Consider the following 14,792-nt stretch of genomic DNA (forward strand, 5'->3'; position numbering starts at 1 on the left):
CGCGCCGGCCTTGCCCCCGGCCGCCGCGGCGCCGGCGGCGGCCGCACCCGCTGCCGCCGCGGTGGCCGCGCTCGCCTTCGCCGCACCGATGGTCGCGAGGTAACCCAGGGCCGCGCCGCCCAGGACGATCGGGGCGATGATCGCGCGCAGCCCACCGTTGACGTCGGCCAGCTCCGCGGCCAGCGCCCGGCAGTTCTCGCACTCGTCGAGGTGGTTTTCGACCTGGGAGCGTTCGCGCTTCGACAGCCCGTCGCGGGTCCACGCGCCGAGCCGCTCGGCGCACGCCCGGCAGCGTTCCTCGGCGTTCTCCTGCAGGTGGACCTGCAGATAGGCCTGCCGCAGCCCCTCACGGGCGCGGTAGGCGAGCGCGGAGACGCCGTTCGCGGTCAGCCCCAGCAGCGGCGCGACCTCGGCCGGGCTCTGCTGCTCGATCTCGGTGTGCCAGAGCACCGCCTGCCAGCGTTCGGGCAGCCGCGCGAACGCCTTCGCGGCCATCGTCCGCTCGAGCCCGGCGACCGCGGTGTCCGAGAACGGCACGGTCAGCGCCTCGGCCGAGACGTCGGTCATGTCCTCGTTGAGGTCGACCCGGCGTTCCTTGCGGGTGCGGTCATACGCGGTGTGACGCAGCGCAGTCAGCAGGTACGCCCGGAAGGCTGTGTCGGGACCCTTGCCGCCACGCAGCGTGTCGAGCACTTTGGCGAACGCTTCGGACACCAGGTCGTCGGCTTCGGAGCTGGATCGGGCCAGCTGACGCGCGAGGTTGTGGGCCGCGCCGGTGTGCCGTTCGTAGAGCGTGCCGTACGAAGCGATCTTCCCGGCGCGGACCTCCGCGATCAGCTCGGCGTCACTCTTTCCGCTGAGATCGGCGGGAACGGTGGACACGGCACTCCTCGGTCGACTAGGGCCAGGACCTGCCATTACAGGCGGACCCGGGACGCGAGACAAGTGTGACTGACCCACCCCAAGCCGTCACGCCGTGGTCGGGGTGTTGACTCCGACGGCGGAGCGAAATCACCCATCCCCGGGTCGCGCCGTGGAAAACCTTCTTAACAAAACTCGCGAGTACGCGTCACGCCGTCCGGCGGGGCACGTCCTCACCGTGAAGCACCGAGCAAGATCGACACGGATCGGACGAAAGGGACGGGGGGTAAGTGGACGTTCCGGCTACGCGTTCCGGCCCCGGTGACGCCCCGTTCGCCGACCGCGCCCTCCGCGCGTTGCGGGCCCGCTGGCGCACCGCCAGCCTGGCCGCCGGCTGGCGCTTTCCGAGCGACTGGGCCCTGCCCGAAGTCGACGCGGTCTGCGCGGCCGTGATGACCAAGGGCCGCGTCGAAGCCGCCGAAACCGCGCTGGCCGGGTTGGCCAGGGCGCGGGCGGCGGCCGGCGCCGGCCTCGCGGAAACCCTCGCCGACCTGGCCGCCCTGCACGCGGTGCTCGACCACACCGGCGACGGGTTCGTGTCGCCGGACGTCGACGCCACCCCGGCGCGGCTGCTCCGGACGACCGCGCTGGCCTGGGCCGACGTCGCCACCGACCAGCTCGTGCACACCGAGGTGACCGACCCGCTGACCGGCCTGCCCTCGGCCGCCTACCTGCGCACGCGGCTCGTGGAGGTCTACCGCGCCGCCGCGAAGCGCGAGCGCCCGGCCGCGGAGGACCACGTGCTGCTGGTCGTCTCGCTCGACCTCACCAGCGTCGCCGGCTTCCCGCGGCTGACCGGGATGATCCTGGTCGCGGACGCGCTGCGGGCGGTGTTCGACAGCGGGCAGAGCATCGCTTCGCTCGGGCCGTCGGTGGTCGCCGCGCTGGTCCCGAAGGACGATCGGGTCGCTTCGCACGGCGTCGCGCTGCGAAGGGCGTTGCACGAGCGGCTTTCCGTCGACGCCCAGCTGGCCGACGCCGGCCGGCCGCGGGTCTCGGCGGTGCGTCTGCCCGCCACCCACGAAATGGCTTGCGACCTGCTGGCCCAGCTCGCTCGCGTGTAGAAGAGGTGAAAAGTCCGGTTTGCCCCGGACCCTTCTGACCTGGATCGGGCGGGTCATGATTTCCTGGTGAGGTGACCCGGACCGTACCCACCGACGTCGACGGCCCGATCGCGGCCGGCTCTCAGCACCGCCTGGCCCTGCGGAAGTCACTCGCCCGCCTGTCCGTGCGCCCGCGGTCGATCCTGATCCTGGCGGTGATCCCGCTGGTCGCGATCGGGTACGGCATCTACGGCTGGCAGCACGACTGGGTGCTCGGCGTCGACAGCGCGGTCTACCGCGCCGGCGCGCTGACGCTGCTGCACGGCGATTCGCTCTACGACGCCAACACGCTCGCCGACGAACCGTGGTGGGCGCTGCTGCCGTTCACCTACCCGCCGACGGCCGCGCTCATCTTCGTCCCGCTCGCGGCGTTCCCGACGCAGATCTCGTGGGGCCTGATCACCGCGATCTCGCTGGCCGCGATGGCGCTGTCGATCCGGATCGCGATCGGCGCGCTGCCCCGCCCGGCCTCCGACGGCCCGCGCTGGTGGGCCTCGCCCGCCCGCTCGACCATCGTGTTCTTCCTGGTCTTCCTCGGCCTCGAGCCGGTGTGGCGGACGATCTTCCTCGGCCAGATCAACCTGGTCCTGATGGCGATGATCCTGCTGGACATGCTGGTCATCGGCGCTCGCGGCAGCAAGTGGGGCGGCGTGCTGGTCGGCGTCGCGGCGGCGATCAAGCTCACCCCGCTGGTGTTCCTCGGGCACCTGTTCATCACCGGCCGCCGGATGGACGCGATCCGCGGGCTCGTCACGTTCGTCGTCCTGCAGGGCCTGATGTTCCTGGTCAACGCCCACGACGCCGCCAAGTACTGGACCATCACGCTGCCGGACACCGGCCGGATCGGGCCGGTGCACTGGGCGGGCAACCAGTCGCTGAACGCGCTGATGAACCGGGCCACCGACCTCGCGCCGTGGGCGTCGAAAGCCGCGATGGGCATCGGCTTCCTGCTCGCCATCCCGGCGCTGTGGCTGCTGATGCGCTTCCACCGCAAGGGCCAGGCGCTGGCGGCGCTGCTGGTGACCGCGTTCTGGACGCTGCTGATCTCGCCGATCTCGTGGACGCACCACTGGGTGTGGGTGATCCCGCTGATCGTGCTGCTGGTTTCGCGGCTGCCGAAGACGACGCCGAAGACGGCGTGGAAGCGCTGGGTCGGGACCGGGGCAGTGGCCTTCGTGTTCGTCAGCTGCGTGCTGCTGATCCTGCCGAACGGCCGCAACGTCGAGCTGCACTGGAAGGTGTGGCAGAACGTGCTGGGGGACGCCTACATCCTGATGCCGGTGGTGCTGGCCGCTGCGCTCGTGCTGCGCTGGGGCCTGCAGCGGCGGGCCCGCAAGAAGGCGGCTCCCGACGAGCATGTCGACGTCCAGACCGGCGTCTGACGTGCGGCGGGGCCGGCTCCTGGCCGGCGGGATCGCGCTGCTGGTGCTGGCCCTCGGCGTCGTCGTCTGGCTGGCCGGCTGGCACCTGGGCGCGGACAGCGCCGTCTACCGCGCCGGCGCGCTGACGCTGGTGCACGGCGACCCGCTCTACACGCGGGACGTGCTGACCGCGCTGCCGGACTGGGTGCGGCTGCCGTTCACCTACACCCCGGCCGCCGCGCCGCTGTTCCTGCCGCTCGCTCTCGTGCCGTCCGGCCTGGTGTGGGGCGTGATCGCGGTTTTGTCGGTGGTCGCCCTTATCGTCGTCATCACGGTGGTTTCGTCGTCGCCGGGGCGTGCTCCGCTTCTGGGAAGAAGCTGGTGGGCGCTGCCGGCGGGAACGGCCGCCGCGCTGGTGCTGGAGCCGGTGTGGAAGACGCTGTTCCTGGGCCAGATCAACTTGATACTGATGGCGTTCGTGGTGCTGGACGTCCTGGTGCTCTCGCTGCGTGGGTCGCGGTGGGCGGGTGTCCTGATCGGCGTGGCGGCCGCGATCAAGCTGACTCCGTTGATCTTCGTGCCGCACCTGTTCTTCACGGGCCGGTGGAAGGACGGGCTGCGCGCGCTCGGCACGTTCGTGGCACTCGAAGCGGTGATGTTCGCGGTCATCCCGGTCGACGCGGCGCGGTTCTGGCGGGATTCGGCGACCGACCCGAGCCGGGTCGGGTCGGTGCACTGGATCTTCAACCAGTCGCTCAACGGGCTGGTCAACCGGGCTTCGCAGCTGGCCCCCTGGTCGCTGGCGGTGGCGGTCGGCGTGGCGGCGGTGCTGGCGGTGCCCGCGGTGTGGCTGGTGGTGCGGCTGCACCGGCGTGGCGAAGACGCGGCGGCGTTGCTCGTGACGGCGTTCTACGGGCTGCTGCTTTCGCCGGTGTCGTGGTCGCACCACTGGGTCTGGTGCGTGCCGTTGCTCACGCTGCTGGTGGTGAAGGCGCGGTGGTGGGCCGCGGCGGCGGTGGCGGTGCTGTTCGCCTCGCAGATCGTGATGCTCGTGCCGAACGGCGGCGACCAGGAGTTCGGCTGGGGCCTGGGCTGGTCGGTCCTCGGCAACGTCTACGTGCTCGCGGCGGCGGCCGGGATCCTCGGGCTGGCGGCGCGTGAGCTTCGGCTGGTCCGGCGGTCGACCCGCCTGGTCACCGTTTGCCAATCCGGCTGAAAGCAGGCGGACACGTTCCGGAGGCGGCCCGCTCAACGGCCCCTTTCCGCCGTGACTGCCAGCCGGATTGGCAAAAGTCGACACAGTAGGCTGATCGGCGCTATGGACAAACACACCGGTCTGCCCGTCGTGGGCATGGTGGGCGGCGGCCAGCTGGCCCGGATGACCCACCAGGCGGCGATCTCCCTCGGCCAGTCCCTGCGCGTGCTCGCCGCGGGCGAGAACGAAGCGGCCGGGCTCGTCGCCGGCGACGTCACCCTCGGCCACCACACCGACCTCGACGCGCTGCGGAAGTTCGCGGAGTCGGTCGACGTGCTCACCTTCGACCACGAGCACGTGCCGGGCGAGCACCTGCTGACGCTGGCGATGGAGGACCACGTCATCCGGCCGGCGCCGGCGGCGCTGGGCTTCGCGCAGAACAAGCTGGTGATGCGCGAGATGATGGCCGGCCTCGGCGTGCCGGGCCCCGCCTTCGCCGAAGTGTCCGCTGTGGACGACGTGGTGGCGTTCGGCGGCGAGCACGGCTGGCCGGTGGTGCTCAAGGCGTCCAGCGGCGGCTACGACGGCCGCGGCGTCTGGATGCTGGACACCGCGCGGCACGCCCGCGAAACCGTGCCGGAGCTGCTCGAAGCGGGCACCCCGCTGCTGGTCGAGGAGAAGGTGGCGATGCGGCGGGAGCTGGCCGCGCTCGTCGCCCGCTCACCCTTCGGCCAGGGCGCGGCGTACCCGGTGGTCGAGACGGTCCAGCAGGGCGGCATCAACACCGAGGTGCTGGCCCCGGCGCCGGGGCTGTCCGACTCGCGGGTGCACGAGGCCCAGGACCTGGCGCTGCGGGTCGCGTCGACGCTCGACGTCACCGGCCTGCTGGCGGTCGAGCTGTTCGAGACCGACACCGGGCTGCTGGTGAACGAGCTGGCCATGCGCCCGCACAACTCCGGGCACTGGACCATGGACGGGTCGCGCACCTCGCAGTTCGAGCAGCACCTGCGCGCGGTGCTCGACTACCCGCTGGGCCGCACGGACCTGATCGCGCCCGCGTGCGTGATGGCGAACGTGCTGGGCGCGGCGGAGCTGCCCGAGATGGGCCCGGACGAGCGGCTGCACCACCTGTTCGCGCGGTTCCCGGAGGCGCGGGTGCACCTCTACGGCAAGCAGGAGCGGCCGGGGCGCAAGCTCGGGCACGTGAACTTCACCGGCGAGCGCATGGAAGACCTGCGCAACCGCGCGCTGCTGTCGGCGCACTGGCTGTCCCACGCCGTCTGGCTCGACGGCTACGAAATCCACTAGGAGATCAGGTATGGCGCCGCAGGTGGGCGTGATCATGGGCAGCGACTCGGACTGGCCGACGCTGGAGGCGGCCGGCGCGGCGCTGGCCGAGTTCGGCGTCGAGTACGAGGTCGGCGTCTACTCGGCGCACCGCACCCCGCAGCGCATGTTGGACTACGCGACGTCGGCGGTGGCGCGCGGCATCCGCGTGATCATCGCGGGCGCGGGCGGCGCGGCCCACCTCCCGGGCATGGTGGCTTCGGCGACGGTGCTGCCGGTGATCGGCGTCCCGGTGCCCCTGAAGTACCTCGACGGCCTGGACTCGCTGCTGTCGATCGTCCAGATGCCGGCGGGCGTCCCGGTGGCCACGGTCTCGGTGGGCGGCGCGCGCAACGCGGGCCTGCTGGCGGTCCGCATCCTCGCGGCGTCGGATGAGGGCCTGCGCGCGAAGATGGCGGAGTTCCAGCGGGACCTGGAGAAGCTGGTCCTGGACAAGGACGCGGCCCTGCGCGCCAAGGCGGGCCAGTAGCCTTCCCGGCCGGGCCGCGCCGTCCGGCCGTCAGCGGGTGAACTGGTGGGCGACGGTGCAGCCGTTGACGGTGCACAGCTGGATTTCCACCTTGGTGATGCCGCCGATGGGGCCTTGCACGGTGAAGTTGAAGCTCCGCGTCTCGCCGTCCGCCGTGCGGGTCTGGCCGACGTAGAAATCATCGGCTCCGTAGAAGTCGAAGTAGACCGTGGTGTCGCGCGCCACCTTCGCGCTGTCGACCACGTAGCCCTGCACGCCGACCGACCAGTTGTACCAGATCAGACCGCCCGCGGTGGCTCCGCCGGTGATCTCGTAGCGGCCGAACGGCGTCGTCGGGTAGTCGGCGCTCGCCTCGCCGGCGACGGCGACGACAGCGCAGAGCGAGGCGGTCGCGGCGACGACGGCCCGGGTGAGTTTCCGCATCGGGGGTTCCTCTCGGGGAGCGGACGATCCGCCCCCTCCACTCCCCGAGGCACCTGCGGGTTTAGCCGTCGAGCTCGCCGATCAGCTGCTCCCGCAGCTGCCGCTTGAGCACCTTGCCCGCGGCCGACACCGGGATCTGGTCGACCACGTGCACCTCCCGCAACCGCTTGTAGGGCAGCACCTTCTCGTTCACCGCGGCCATCAGCTCGGCCGGGTTCAGCTCGTCCCGGGCCACCACGAACGCGACCGGGAGCTCGCCGACCTCGACGTCGGGGCGGCCGACCACCGCGGCCGCCGCGACGCCCGGCATCGTGATCAGCAGCTCCTCCAGCTCCCGCGGGAAGACGTTGTATCCCTTGTACAGCAGCATGTCCTTCTTGCGGTCCACGATGGACAGGTAGCCGTCCGCGTCGAGGATGCCGACGTCGCCCGTGTGCAGCCAGCCGTCCACCAGTGCCGCCGCCGTCTCCTCCGGGCGGTTGCGGTAGCCGAGCATGATCTGCGGGCCGCGCAGGCAGACCTCGCCCTTCTCGCCGGACGGCAGCGGGTCTTCGCCGCCCTCGGCCGGGACGATCTTGACCTCCGTGTCGAAGATCGGGACGCCCACCGAGCCCACCTTGCGCGTGCCCGAGGCGTACGTCGGCGAGATGACCGCGCCCATCGTCGCCTCGGTGAGGCCGTAGCCCTCGCTGACCACGACGCCGGGGAACCGCTCACGCAGGGCGTTGATCATCGCGTGGTTCATCGGCGCCGCGCCCGAGCCGATCGAGCGGACCGACGACAGGTCCGCCGTGTGGAACGACGGCGTCGCGAGCAGCGCGGCGAACAGCGCCGGGGCGCCGCCGATGCCGGTGATGCGCAGCCGTTCGGCGTCTTCGACGTACGCCGCCGGGTCGAAGCGCGAGTGCAGGACGATCGTCGTGCCGGCGATGACCGCCGCGTTCAGGCCGCCGATGATGCCCATGGCGTGGAACCACGGCGTCAGGTTGATCGCGACGCCGGTGCCCAGCCGCGTGGGCCACTCGTCCTCGCCGCCGATCTGGTCGAGGGTGATGTCGCCGTGCGCGTCGAGCGCCGGGACCGAGCCGCTGCCCCAGCACGAGTGCTGGAGGGTGTTGACCACGACGTTGCGGTGGGTGAGCCGCACGCCCTTCGACCGGCCGGTGGTGCCGCCGGTGTAGGCGAGGTGGGCGAGGTCGGCGTGGACGTCGATGTCCACCGACGGGCGCGTCTCCGGCTGGCCGGCCTGGAACGCCTCGAACTCGACGGCGTCTTCGGCGAGGTCGCCGGTGGGCCCGACGACCACCGTCAGCCGCGCCGGGATGCGGTCCGCGACGCTCGCCAGCACGCCCGCGACCGGGCCGAACGTCACGACCGCCGCGGCCTCGCAGTCGGCGAGCTGGAACGCCAGATCGTCCGGCGGGAGCAGCGGGTTCGCCGGGCTGAAGGTGGCCCCGGCCAGCAGCGTGCCGTAGTAGGCGACCGGGAAGGCCAGGCAGTTCGGCAGGTGCAGCGCGACGACGTCGCCGCGGCCGATGCCGTGGGCGCGCAGCGCGTGCGCGAAGCGGCAGGCGGCGCGGTAGGTCTCGGCGAAGGTGAGGCTGCGGCCTTCGTGGGCGAAGGCGGTCCGGTCGCCCCAGCGGGCGGCGCCGGCGGCGATGAGCGAACCGACGGGGACTTCGGGGTAGGCGAGGGAGGCGGGCAAACCGGGCGGCGTCGTCGGCGCGGTGAGCGGCATCACTCGACCTTACGAATTCTGCGGTCCACGACACAAGGACGCAGCCGGTCGGTGAACGAGCGCTAACATCGAGCAGGACTCTCCCGACGTCGTAGAGAAGGTGACCCGAAGTGACCGACGGCCTGTACCAGCTTGCCGAGGAGCACGAGGAGCTGCGGGCCGCGGTCCGGGCCCTGGCCGAGAAGGAGATCGCGCCGTACGCGGCCGAGGTCGACGAGAACGAGCGCTACCCGATCGAGGCGTACAACGCGCTGGTGAAGTCCGGGTTCAACGCCGTCCACATCGGCGAGGAGTACGACGGCCAGGGCGCGGACGCCGTCGGCGCCTGCATCGTGATCGAAGAGGTCGCGCGGGTCGACGCGTCGGCGTCGCTGATCCCGGCGGTGAACAAGCTCGGCACGCAGCCGATCATCCTGTCCGGCTCGGAGACGGTGAAGAAGCTGGTGCTGCCCGCGATCGCGTCGGGCGAGGCTTCGGCGTCGTACGCGCTTTCGGAGCGCGAGGCCGGCTCGGACACCGCTTCGATGCGCGCCCGCGCGCGGCTCGACGGTGACCACTGGGTGCTCAACGGCACCAAGTGCTGGATCACCAACGCGGGCGAGTCCTCCTGGTACACCGTGATGGCCGTGACCGACCCCGACGCCGAGAAGAAGGCCAACGGGATTTCGGCGTTCGCCGTGCACAAGGACGACCCCGGCTTCTCGGTGGGGCCGAAGGAGAAGAAGCTCGGCATCAAGGGCTCGCCGACGCGGGAGATCTACTTCGAGAACTGCACGATCCCCGAGGACCGCATCATCGGCGAGCCGGGCACGGGCCTGAAGACGGCACTGCGCACGCTCGACCACACCCGCCCGACGATCGGCGCGCAGGCACTGGGCATCGCCCAGGGCGCACTCGACGCGGCGGTGGCGTACGTGAAGGACCGCCGTCAGTTCGGCAAGGCGATCGCCGAGTTCCAGGGCGTCCAGTTCATGCTGGCCGACATGGGCACGAAGATCGAGGCCGCACGCCACCTGGTGTACGCCTCGGCGGCGGCTTCGGAGCGCGGGGACAAGCGCGCGGGCTTCATGGCCTCGGCGGCGAAGACGTACGCGTCGGACATCGCCATGGAGGTGACCACCGACGCGGTCCAGCTCTTCGGCGGCGCCGGGTACACCCGTGACTTCCCGGTCGAGCGCATGATGCGGGACGCGAAGATCACGCAGATCTACGAAGGCACGAACCAGATCCAGAAGGTCGTCATGGCCCGGGCCCTGCTCAAGGGCTGACCGCCAGAACCTCGCGAAGCCCCCGGCGCACCTGCGCGCCGGGGGCTTCGTCATGTCGAAAAATCACTCACCAGGGGGAGTGTCCGAACAAGTTACTCGCGCGTTAACCCAGCGGTGACGTGGATCACCATCCTTCACAGAGAGGTGAACCGGATGGGCATGACGCGCAGGTTGCTGACCGCCGCCCTCGCCACGGCCGTGGCGCTCACGCTGGGGGCCGGGACCGGGCAGGCCGCCGAACGAGAACCCACTGGGCCCGTGCAGCCCAACATCCTCACCGCCGCCCTCTACTCGCTGGGGAACCCGACCATCGCGCCGCCCGGGGCGAACGACTGGGGCTGCAAGCCCTCCGACCGGCACCCGAACCCCGTGCTGCTCTCCAACGGGACCACCGCCAACGCCTACGAGAACTGGGCCAACCTGTCGCGGAAGCTCGCCGACGCCGGGTACTGCGTCTTCGCCGGGAACTTCGGTGGGGCGCCCGGCTCCTTCCTGCAGACCGTCGGGCCCGTCGCCGACACCACGAAAGCGCTTGCCGCCTTCGGGGACAAGGTCCTCGCCGCCACCGGGGCCAAGAAGCTGGACGTCGTCGGGCACTCGCAAGGCGGGATGAACGTGCGGTACTGGATCAAGTACCTCGGCGGCGCGAACAAGATCAGCCGGCTCGTCGGGCTTTCGCCGTCCAACCACGGGACCGACCTCTTCGGGCTGCTCAGCACCCTCGAAATGATCCCCGGCGTGCCCGCCGCGCTCGGGACCGTCTGCCAGGCCTGCAACGAACAGGCCGTCGGCTCGGACTTCCTCACCGACCTCAACGCCGGCGGCGAGACCGTCGACGGCATCCAGTACACCGTCATCCAGACCCGGTACGACGACGTCGTCACGCCCTACACCAGCGCGTTCCTCCCGGCCGGGCCGAACGTCAAGAACATCCTGCTGCAGAACGTCTGCGGGCTCGACTTCACCGACCACCTCGGCATCACCTACGACCCCGTCGCGCAGGGGCTCGTGCTCAACGCGCTCGATCCCGCCCACGCCAAGACACCGCCGTGCGTTCCGGTGCCCCCGGTGATCAGCTGACGTTCGCCACATGAGACATGACCCACCGCCGGGGCGGATTCGCGCCCCGGCGGTGTCACTCTCGAAGCATGTACTGGCCGGTTCCGGCGTCCTGGACGCCCCACGACGAAGCCGAGCTGGTCGCCGGGTGGCGGCTGTGGCTCGAGCTGGCCGACCGCGCCTGGCCGGCGGCCGGCTGGGACGGCACACCCGCCGACGCCGTCCGGCAGCTGCGGGAGCTGCTCGCCGCGTGCGACGAGATCGAGACGTCCTACCGCGCCGCCGCGCCCGAGCCTTCGCCCGGGTTCCTCAGCCTCACCCAGGGCCTCGCCGTCACGGCCGGTTCCGCGATCTCGCTCTGGTTCGACGACTTCGACCAGCTCGACGGCGAACGAGCCGCCCTGCTGCACGACGACTTGGCGCGGTTCGCCGAGCAGGCCGAGCAGGTGTTGACCTTGTTGGCCGTTCACGGTGGGTGGGCCGGGCTCGACGCGATCCGGCGCCGGCCTGCCTAAGCCAGCGTCGGGTCGAAGCCGCCGGCTTCGACCGCCAGGAACTCCGTGCCGCCGAGGGCGTCGTCCAGGGGGCGGTCCAGGGTCAGCTTCCGGTCCTCGAGCGTCCAGGCCAGTTCGATGAGCGTGTCGACGCGCTCATCGCCTTCGACGCGGTGGCTTCCGCCCGGAGCCCACTTGCCGTCGATCTCCGCCCGCACGCGCACCGCGAGCCGGCCCGGCTCCGGGGTGTGCCAGTCGAAGCGGAGGACCACGAACTCCTTGCTCCAGCTCGACCAGTACTGCCAACCCGTTCCGTCGGCACGGAAGCCCAGCTCCGTGTACTCGGTGGAGCCGGGGTACAGCTCACACTCCGACCAGTAGCCGGCCAATCGCGCGCTCACGCCCCGATCGTTCCACAGGCACAGCAAGTGATTAGGCCGCTTGGCCCAGCCGATCACGATCCGGAATGGGTACCCGTACACGCATGAACCGGACATCAGACGGCGCGAACCGGGCCGAGGCCAAGGCCGAAAGAGGAGTGCGCCGGACCGAGGCCGACGCGCAACGGGGCGAGAAGAGTGACACCGCGCAGCTGCTCGGCCGGATCGGCATGGCCTGCTACGGCGTCGTCCACCTGATCATCGCCTACCTCGCCCTGCAGGTTGCCTTCGGGGACAGTGAGCAGGCCGACCAGAAGGGCGCCCTGCAGCAGGTCGGCTCGACAGCGTTCGGGCAGGTGCTGCTGTGGGTTCTCGCCATCGGTCTGGTCCTGTTCGGGCTCTGGCAGTTCATGATGGCCGCCACCGGCTACGAGTGGGTCAGCGGCGGGCAGCGGACCCGCAAGCGGATCGGCGCCGCCGCGCGCGGGGTCGTCGTGATCGCCTTGGGGTTCACCGCTTTCCGGATCGCCACCGGCAGTGGTGGTGGCGGGTCGAGCAACCAGACGCAGCAGGAGTTCACCGCGAAGCTGCTCCAGCTGCCCGCCGGTCCGGCGCTGGTGGTCGTCGCCGCCGCCTGCATCCTCGGGGTCGCGATCGCCGCCGGGGTCAAGGGTGCGAAGAAGAAGTTCCTCGAAGACCTCGACACGCACGAGCTGCCCGGCAAGACCCAGCACTGGATCGGCGGCGTCGGCCGGGTCGGCTATCTCGCGAAGGGCGCCGTCCTCGGGATCGTCGCGGTCCTCGTCGCCATCGCCGGGTTCCAGGCCGACCCGAAGAAGGCCGGCGGGCTGGACGCCGCCCTCAAGACGCTCGCCGCCCAGCCCTTCGGCACCGTGCTGCTCATCGTCGTCGCGCTCGGCCTGGCCGCGTTCGGCGCCTACTGCTTCGGCGCGGCCTGGGCGCACAAGCGCTAACGCCGGGCCACCTGCGCGAGGTATTCCTTGCGGTCCAACGGGTTGTCGCCGGTCCGCGGCCGCGTCGGCGGCGGCCCGGGGTAGGGCCGGTAGTCGTCGAACTCGCTGAAGAACACGGCCTCGCCCTGCCCGAGCGCGGGCAGCGCCTGCTCGAACTCGTGGACGTGCGCGGCCGGGATCGTGCCGTGCAGCGTGCACGACGCCGGCCCGACGACCGGCTCGCCCGGAATCCCGCGCAGGTCCGCGAGCTTCAGCAGCACCGCGCTGACGGCGCTCGCCGGGATCTCCAGCTCGAAGCGGTGCACCGGCTCGTGCACCCGCGTGCCGGCCTCCTGCAGCGCCGCCATCAGCACCAGCGGCGTCATCTTGCGGAAGTCGCCCGCCGCGCTGAGCGGGCTGAAGAACGCCGTGTGCGTCAGCGTGACGGCGACGTCGAGCACCTCCCAGCCGTACAGGCCCTGCTCGAGCGTCGCGTGCACGGTCTCCTCGATCGCCTTGTGGAAAGCCAGCGGCAGCGACCCCAGCTCGACCGACAGCCCGAACGAGACGCCCTGACCGGGTTCCACCCGCAGCCCGACCGTCGCGAAGAAGTACAGCCGCTGCTCGGGATCCAGCTCCTCGAGCGCTTCGCCGCGGCCGACCGGCTTCTCGACGTACAGCGTGCGTGTCCGCTCGAACGTGACGTCGATCCCGGCGCCGTCGGCCAGCATCGAGCGGATCACCTCCTTCTGCACCTCGCCGTAGAGCCGAACCGAAATGTCGTGGCCGTGCCGGCGGACGTCGATCAACGGGTCCTCTTCGGACAGCCGGGTCAACGCCGTGAACAGCGCGGCCGCCTGCTCGGGCCGGACCGGCCGGACGACGGTCTCCAGGCTCGGTGGCGCGAACACGCCGTCGCCGGCGGCGCCGGGGGAGCCGAGGCGGTCGCCGATCCGGACCTCGCGCAGCCCGCGCACCCGGGCGACGTCCCCGGCGAGCGCCACGTCGCCGCCCGCGACCTCGACCGCCGAGACCCGGCCGGCGAACTCCGTCTCCCCGCGGTAGCAGGGAATCCGCTGCCGCGGGGCCAGTGAGCCGGAGTGCAGGCGGGCGTAGGCGATCTTCTCCCCGGCGCGGCCGCGGTCGATCTTGAACACCGTCGCGCGCAAGGGCCCCGCGCCGGTGCGTTCGGTCGCCGGGAGCAGTTCCGTCATCGCCGTCACGAGGTCCGCGACACCCGCGCCGGTGATCGCCGAGCCGGTCAGGACGGGGTGCGCCAGGCCGCGCGCGACCTGGCGGGCCAGCTCGGCGCGGCACGCGGCCTCGTCGACCGACCCGTCCACATAGGACTCCAGAAACAGGTCGTCGCCATCGGCGAGGAATTCGGGTGACGTCGCTTCGGCCACCGCGACCGCTCGTGGGGCCAGCTTCGCGCGGATGTCTTCGAGCTGGTCGCGGGCACCCATCCGGTCGGTCTTGTTGACGAAGACCAGCGTCGGGATGCCGAGCCGGCGCAGCGTGCGCATCAGCACGCGGGTCTGGGCCTGGACGCCGTCGACGGCCGACACCACCAGGACGGCGCCGTCGAGGACGCGCAGCGCGCGTTCGACCTCGGCGATGAAGTCCGAGTGGCCCGGGGTGTCGATCAGCGTGATCCGGGTTTCGCCGGTCACGAAGGAGACCACCGCGGAGCGGATGGTGATGCCGCGACGGCGTTCCAGCTCGAGGGAGTCGGTCTGGGTGTCGCCGCGGTCGACGCTGCCGAGGTGGTCGATGGCGCCCGCTTCGAAGAGCAGGCGCTCGGTCAGGCTGGTCTTACCGGCGTCGACGTGGGCCAGGATGCCGATGTTCAGGGTTTTCACGGTCGTGAGAAGTCCTTTGTGATGCGGGTGACAGGCCGGGCAGGACGGTCTGTCGGCGCATCGGGGTCTCCTCACGGTCGTTGACGCAGGTCAGGGCGAAGATAGCGCTCGCGGCGGTGGTCGCCAAGTGAGTTTTCGGTCCCTGTCGGTTCCCTGTCGATCACCCTCCGATGCTTCGATCGGGCGTTCCGGACCCCTAGCTTGGGGCGGGTCAGTTGA

General features: G+C 71.2%; 14 protein-coding genes. 9 read left to right on the forward strand and 5 right to left on the reverse strand.

The window, feature by feature from the left end:
• On the reverse strand, positions 1–882 hold an 882-nt coding region (locus M8542_RS26640), incomplete at its 3' end, for a sigma-70 family RNA polymerase sigma factor (RefSeq protein ID WP_257922985.1).
• A gap of 269 nt (positions 883–1,151) precedes the next feature.
• Here M8542_RS26640 and M8542_RS26645 point away from each other — a divergent pair.
• The 5 genes from M8542_RS26645 (at position 1,152) to purE (ending at position 6,396) form a co-directional block, all read left to right on the forward strand.
• Positions 1,152–1,985: a GGDEF domain-containing protein gene (locus tag M8542_RS26645; RefSeq protein WP_257922986.1), complete on the forward strand. Its 834-nt coding sequence runs from the start codon at positions 1,152–1,154 to the stop codon at positions 1,983–1,985.
• A gap of 71 nt (positions 1,986–2,056) precedes the next feature.
• A complete protein-coding gene (locus M8542_RS26650; protein ID WP_257922987.1) occupies positions 2,057–3,406 on the forward strand; it encodes a glycosyltransferase 87 family protein in 1,350 nt (449 codons plus the stop codon).
• Positions 3,381–4,601 (forward strand): glycosyltransferase 87 family protein, encoded by a 1,221-nt coding sequence (locus M8542_RS26655; protein ID WP_257922988.1) that lies wholly within the window; start codon positions 3,381–3,383, stop codon positions 4,599–4,601. Before M8542_RS26650 ends, M8542_RS26655 begins: the two co-directional genes overlap by 26 nt.
• Positions 4,602–4,703: 102 nt before the next feature.
• Positions 4,704–5,888 carry a 5-(carboxyamino)imidazole ribonucleotide synthase gene (locus tag M8542_RS26660; RefSeq protein ID WP_257922989.1) on the forward strand — a complete coding sequence of 395 codons (1,185 nt, stop codon included), beginning with the start codon at positions 4,704–4,706 and terminating at the stop codon, positions 5,886–5,888.
• Between the two features lie 10 nt (positions 5,889–5,898).
• The gene (purE, locus tag M8542_RS26665; RefSeq protein ID WP_257922990.1) at positions 5,899–6,396 is read left to right on the forward strand and encodes a 5-(carboxyamino)imidazole ribonucleotide mutase; all 498 of its coding nucleotides are present in this window, start codon (positions 5,899–5,901) and stop codon (positions 6,394–6,396) included.
• A gap of 30 nt (positions 6,397–6,426) precedes the next feature.
• Here the strand turns inward: purE and M8542_RS26670 are convergent, their stop codons facing one another.
• Positions 6,427–6,819 (reverse strand): hypothetical protein, encoded by a 393-nt coding sequence (locus M8542_RS26670; protein WP_257922991.1) that lies wholly within the window; start codon positions 6,817–6,819, stop codon positions 6,427–6,429.
• 61 nt (positions 6,820–6,880) lie between these two features.
• Positions 6,881–8,557, reverse strand: coding sequence for a class I adenylate-forming enzyme family protein (locus M8542_RS26675; RefSeq protein WP_257922992.1), 1,677 nt, complete (start codon positions 8,555–8,557; stop codon positions 6,881–6,883).
• Positions 8,558–8,667: 110 nt separating this feature from the next.
• Between M8542_RS26675 and M8542_RS26680 the strand changes: the two genes are divergently transcribed.
• The 3 genes from M8542_RS26680 to M8542_RS26690 all read left to right on the forward strand — a co-directional run bounded on the left by M8542_RS26680 (position 8,668) and on the right by M8542_RS26690 (position 11,399).
• Entirely contained in the window at positions 8,668–9,825 is a 1,158-nt protein-coding gene (locus M8542_RS26680) for an acyl-CoA dehydrogenase family protein (RefSeq protein ID WP_257922993.1), read from the forward strand.
• A gap of 153 nt (positions 9,826–9,978) precedes the next feature.
• Positions 9,979–10,905 (forward strand): esterase/lipase family protein, encoded by a 927-nt coding sequence (locus M8542_RS26685; protein ID WP_257922994.1) that lies wholly within the window; start codon positions 9,979–9,981, stop codon positions 10,903–10,905.
• A 68-nt stretch (positions 10,906–10,973) separates the two neighbouring features.
• On the forward strand, positions 10,974–11,399 hold the full coding sequence (locus tag M8542_RS26690; RefSeq protein WP_257922995.1) for a hypothetical protein: 426 nt from the start codon (positions 10,974–10,976) through the stop codon (positions 11,397–11,399).
• Here M8542_RS26690 and M8542_RS26695 read toward each other — a convergent pair.
• Positions 11,396–11,779: a hypothetical protein gene (locus M8542_RS26695; RefSeq protein ID WP_257922996.1), complete on the reverse strand. Its 384-nt coding sequence runs from the start codon at positions 11,777–11,779 to the stop codon at positions 11,396–11,398. The two genes, M8542_RS26690 and M8542_RS26695, sit on opposite strands and share 4 nt — an antisense overlap.
• A 137-nt stretch (positions 11,780–11,916) precedes the next feature.
• On the opposite strand from M8542_RS26695, the gene M8542_RS26700 reads away from it, so the two are divergent.
• Positions 11,917–12,732: a DUF1206 domain-containing protein gene (locus M8542_RS26700; RefSeq protein WP_257923208.1), complete on the forward strand. Its 816-nt coding sequence runs from the start codon at positions 11,917–11,919 to the stop codon at positions 12,730–12,732.
• On the opposite strand, the gene M8542_RS26705 is transcribed toward M8542_RS26700, so the two are convergent.
• Complete coding sequence (locus M8542_RS26705; RefSeq protein WP_257922997.1) at positions 12,729–14,573, reverse strand: elongation factor G; 1,845 nt, start codon at positions 14,571–14,573, stop codon at positions 12,729–12,731. The two genes, M8542_RS26700 and M8542_RS26705, sit on opposite strands and share 4 nt — an antisense overlap.
• Between the last annotated feature and the right edge of the window lie 219 nt (positions 14,574–14,792).

Origin of the sequence: Amycolatopsis iheyensis (assembly GCF_024703995.1) — a bacterium.
Lineage (GTDB): Bacteria > Actinomycetota > Actinomycetes > Mycobacteriales > Pseudonocardiaceae > Amycolatopsis > Amycolatopsis iheyensis.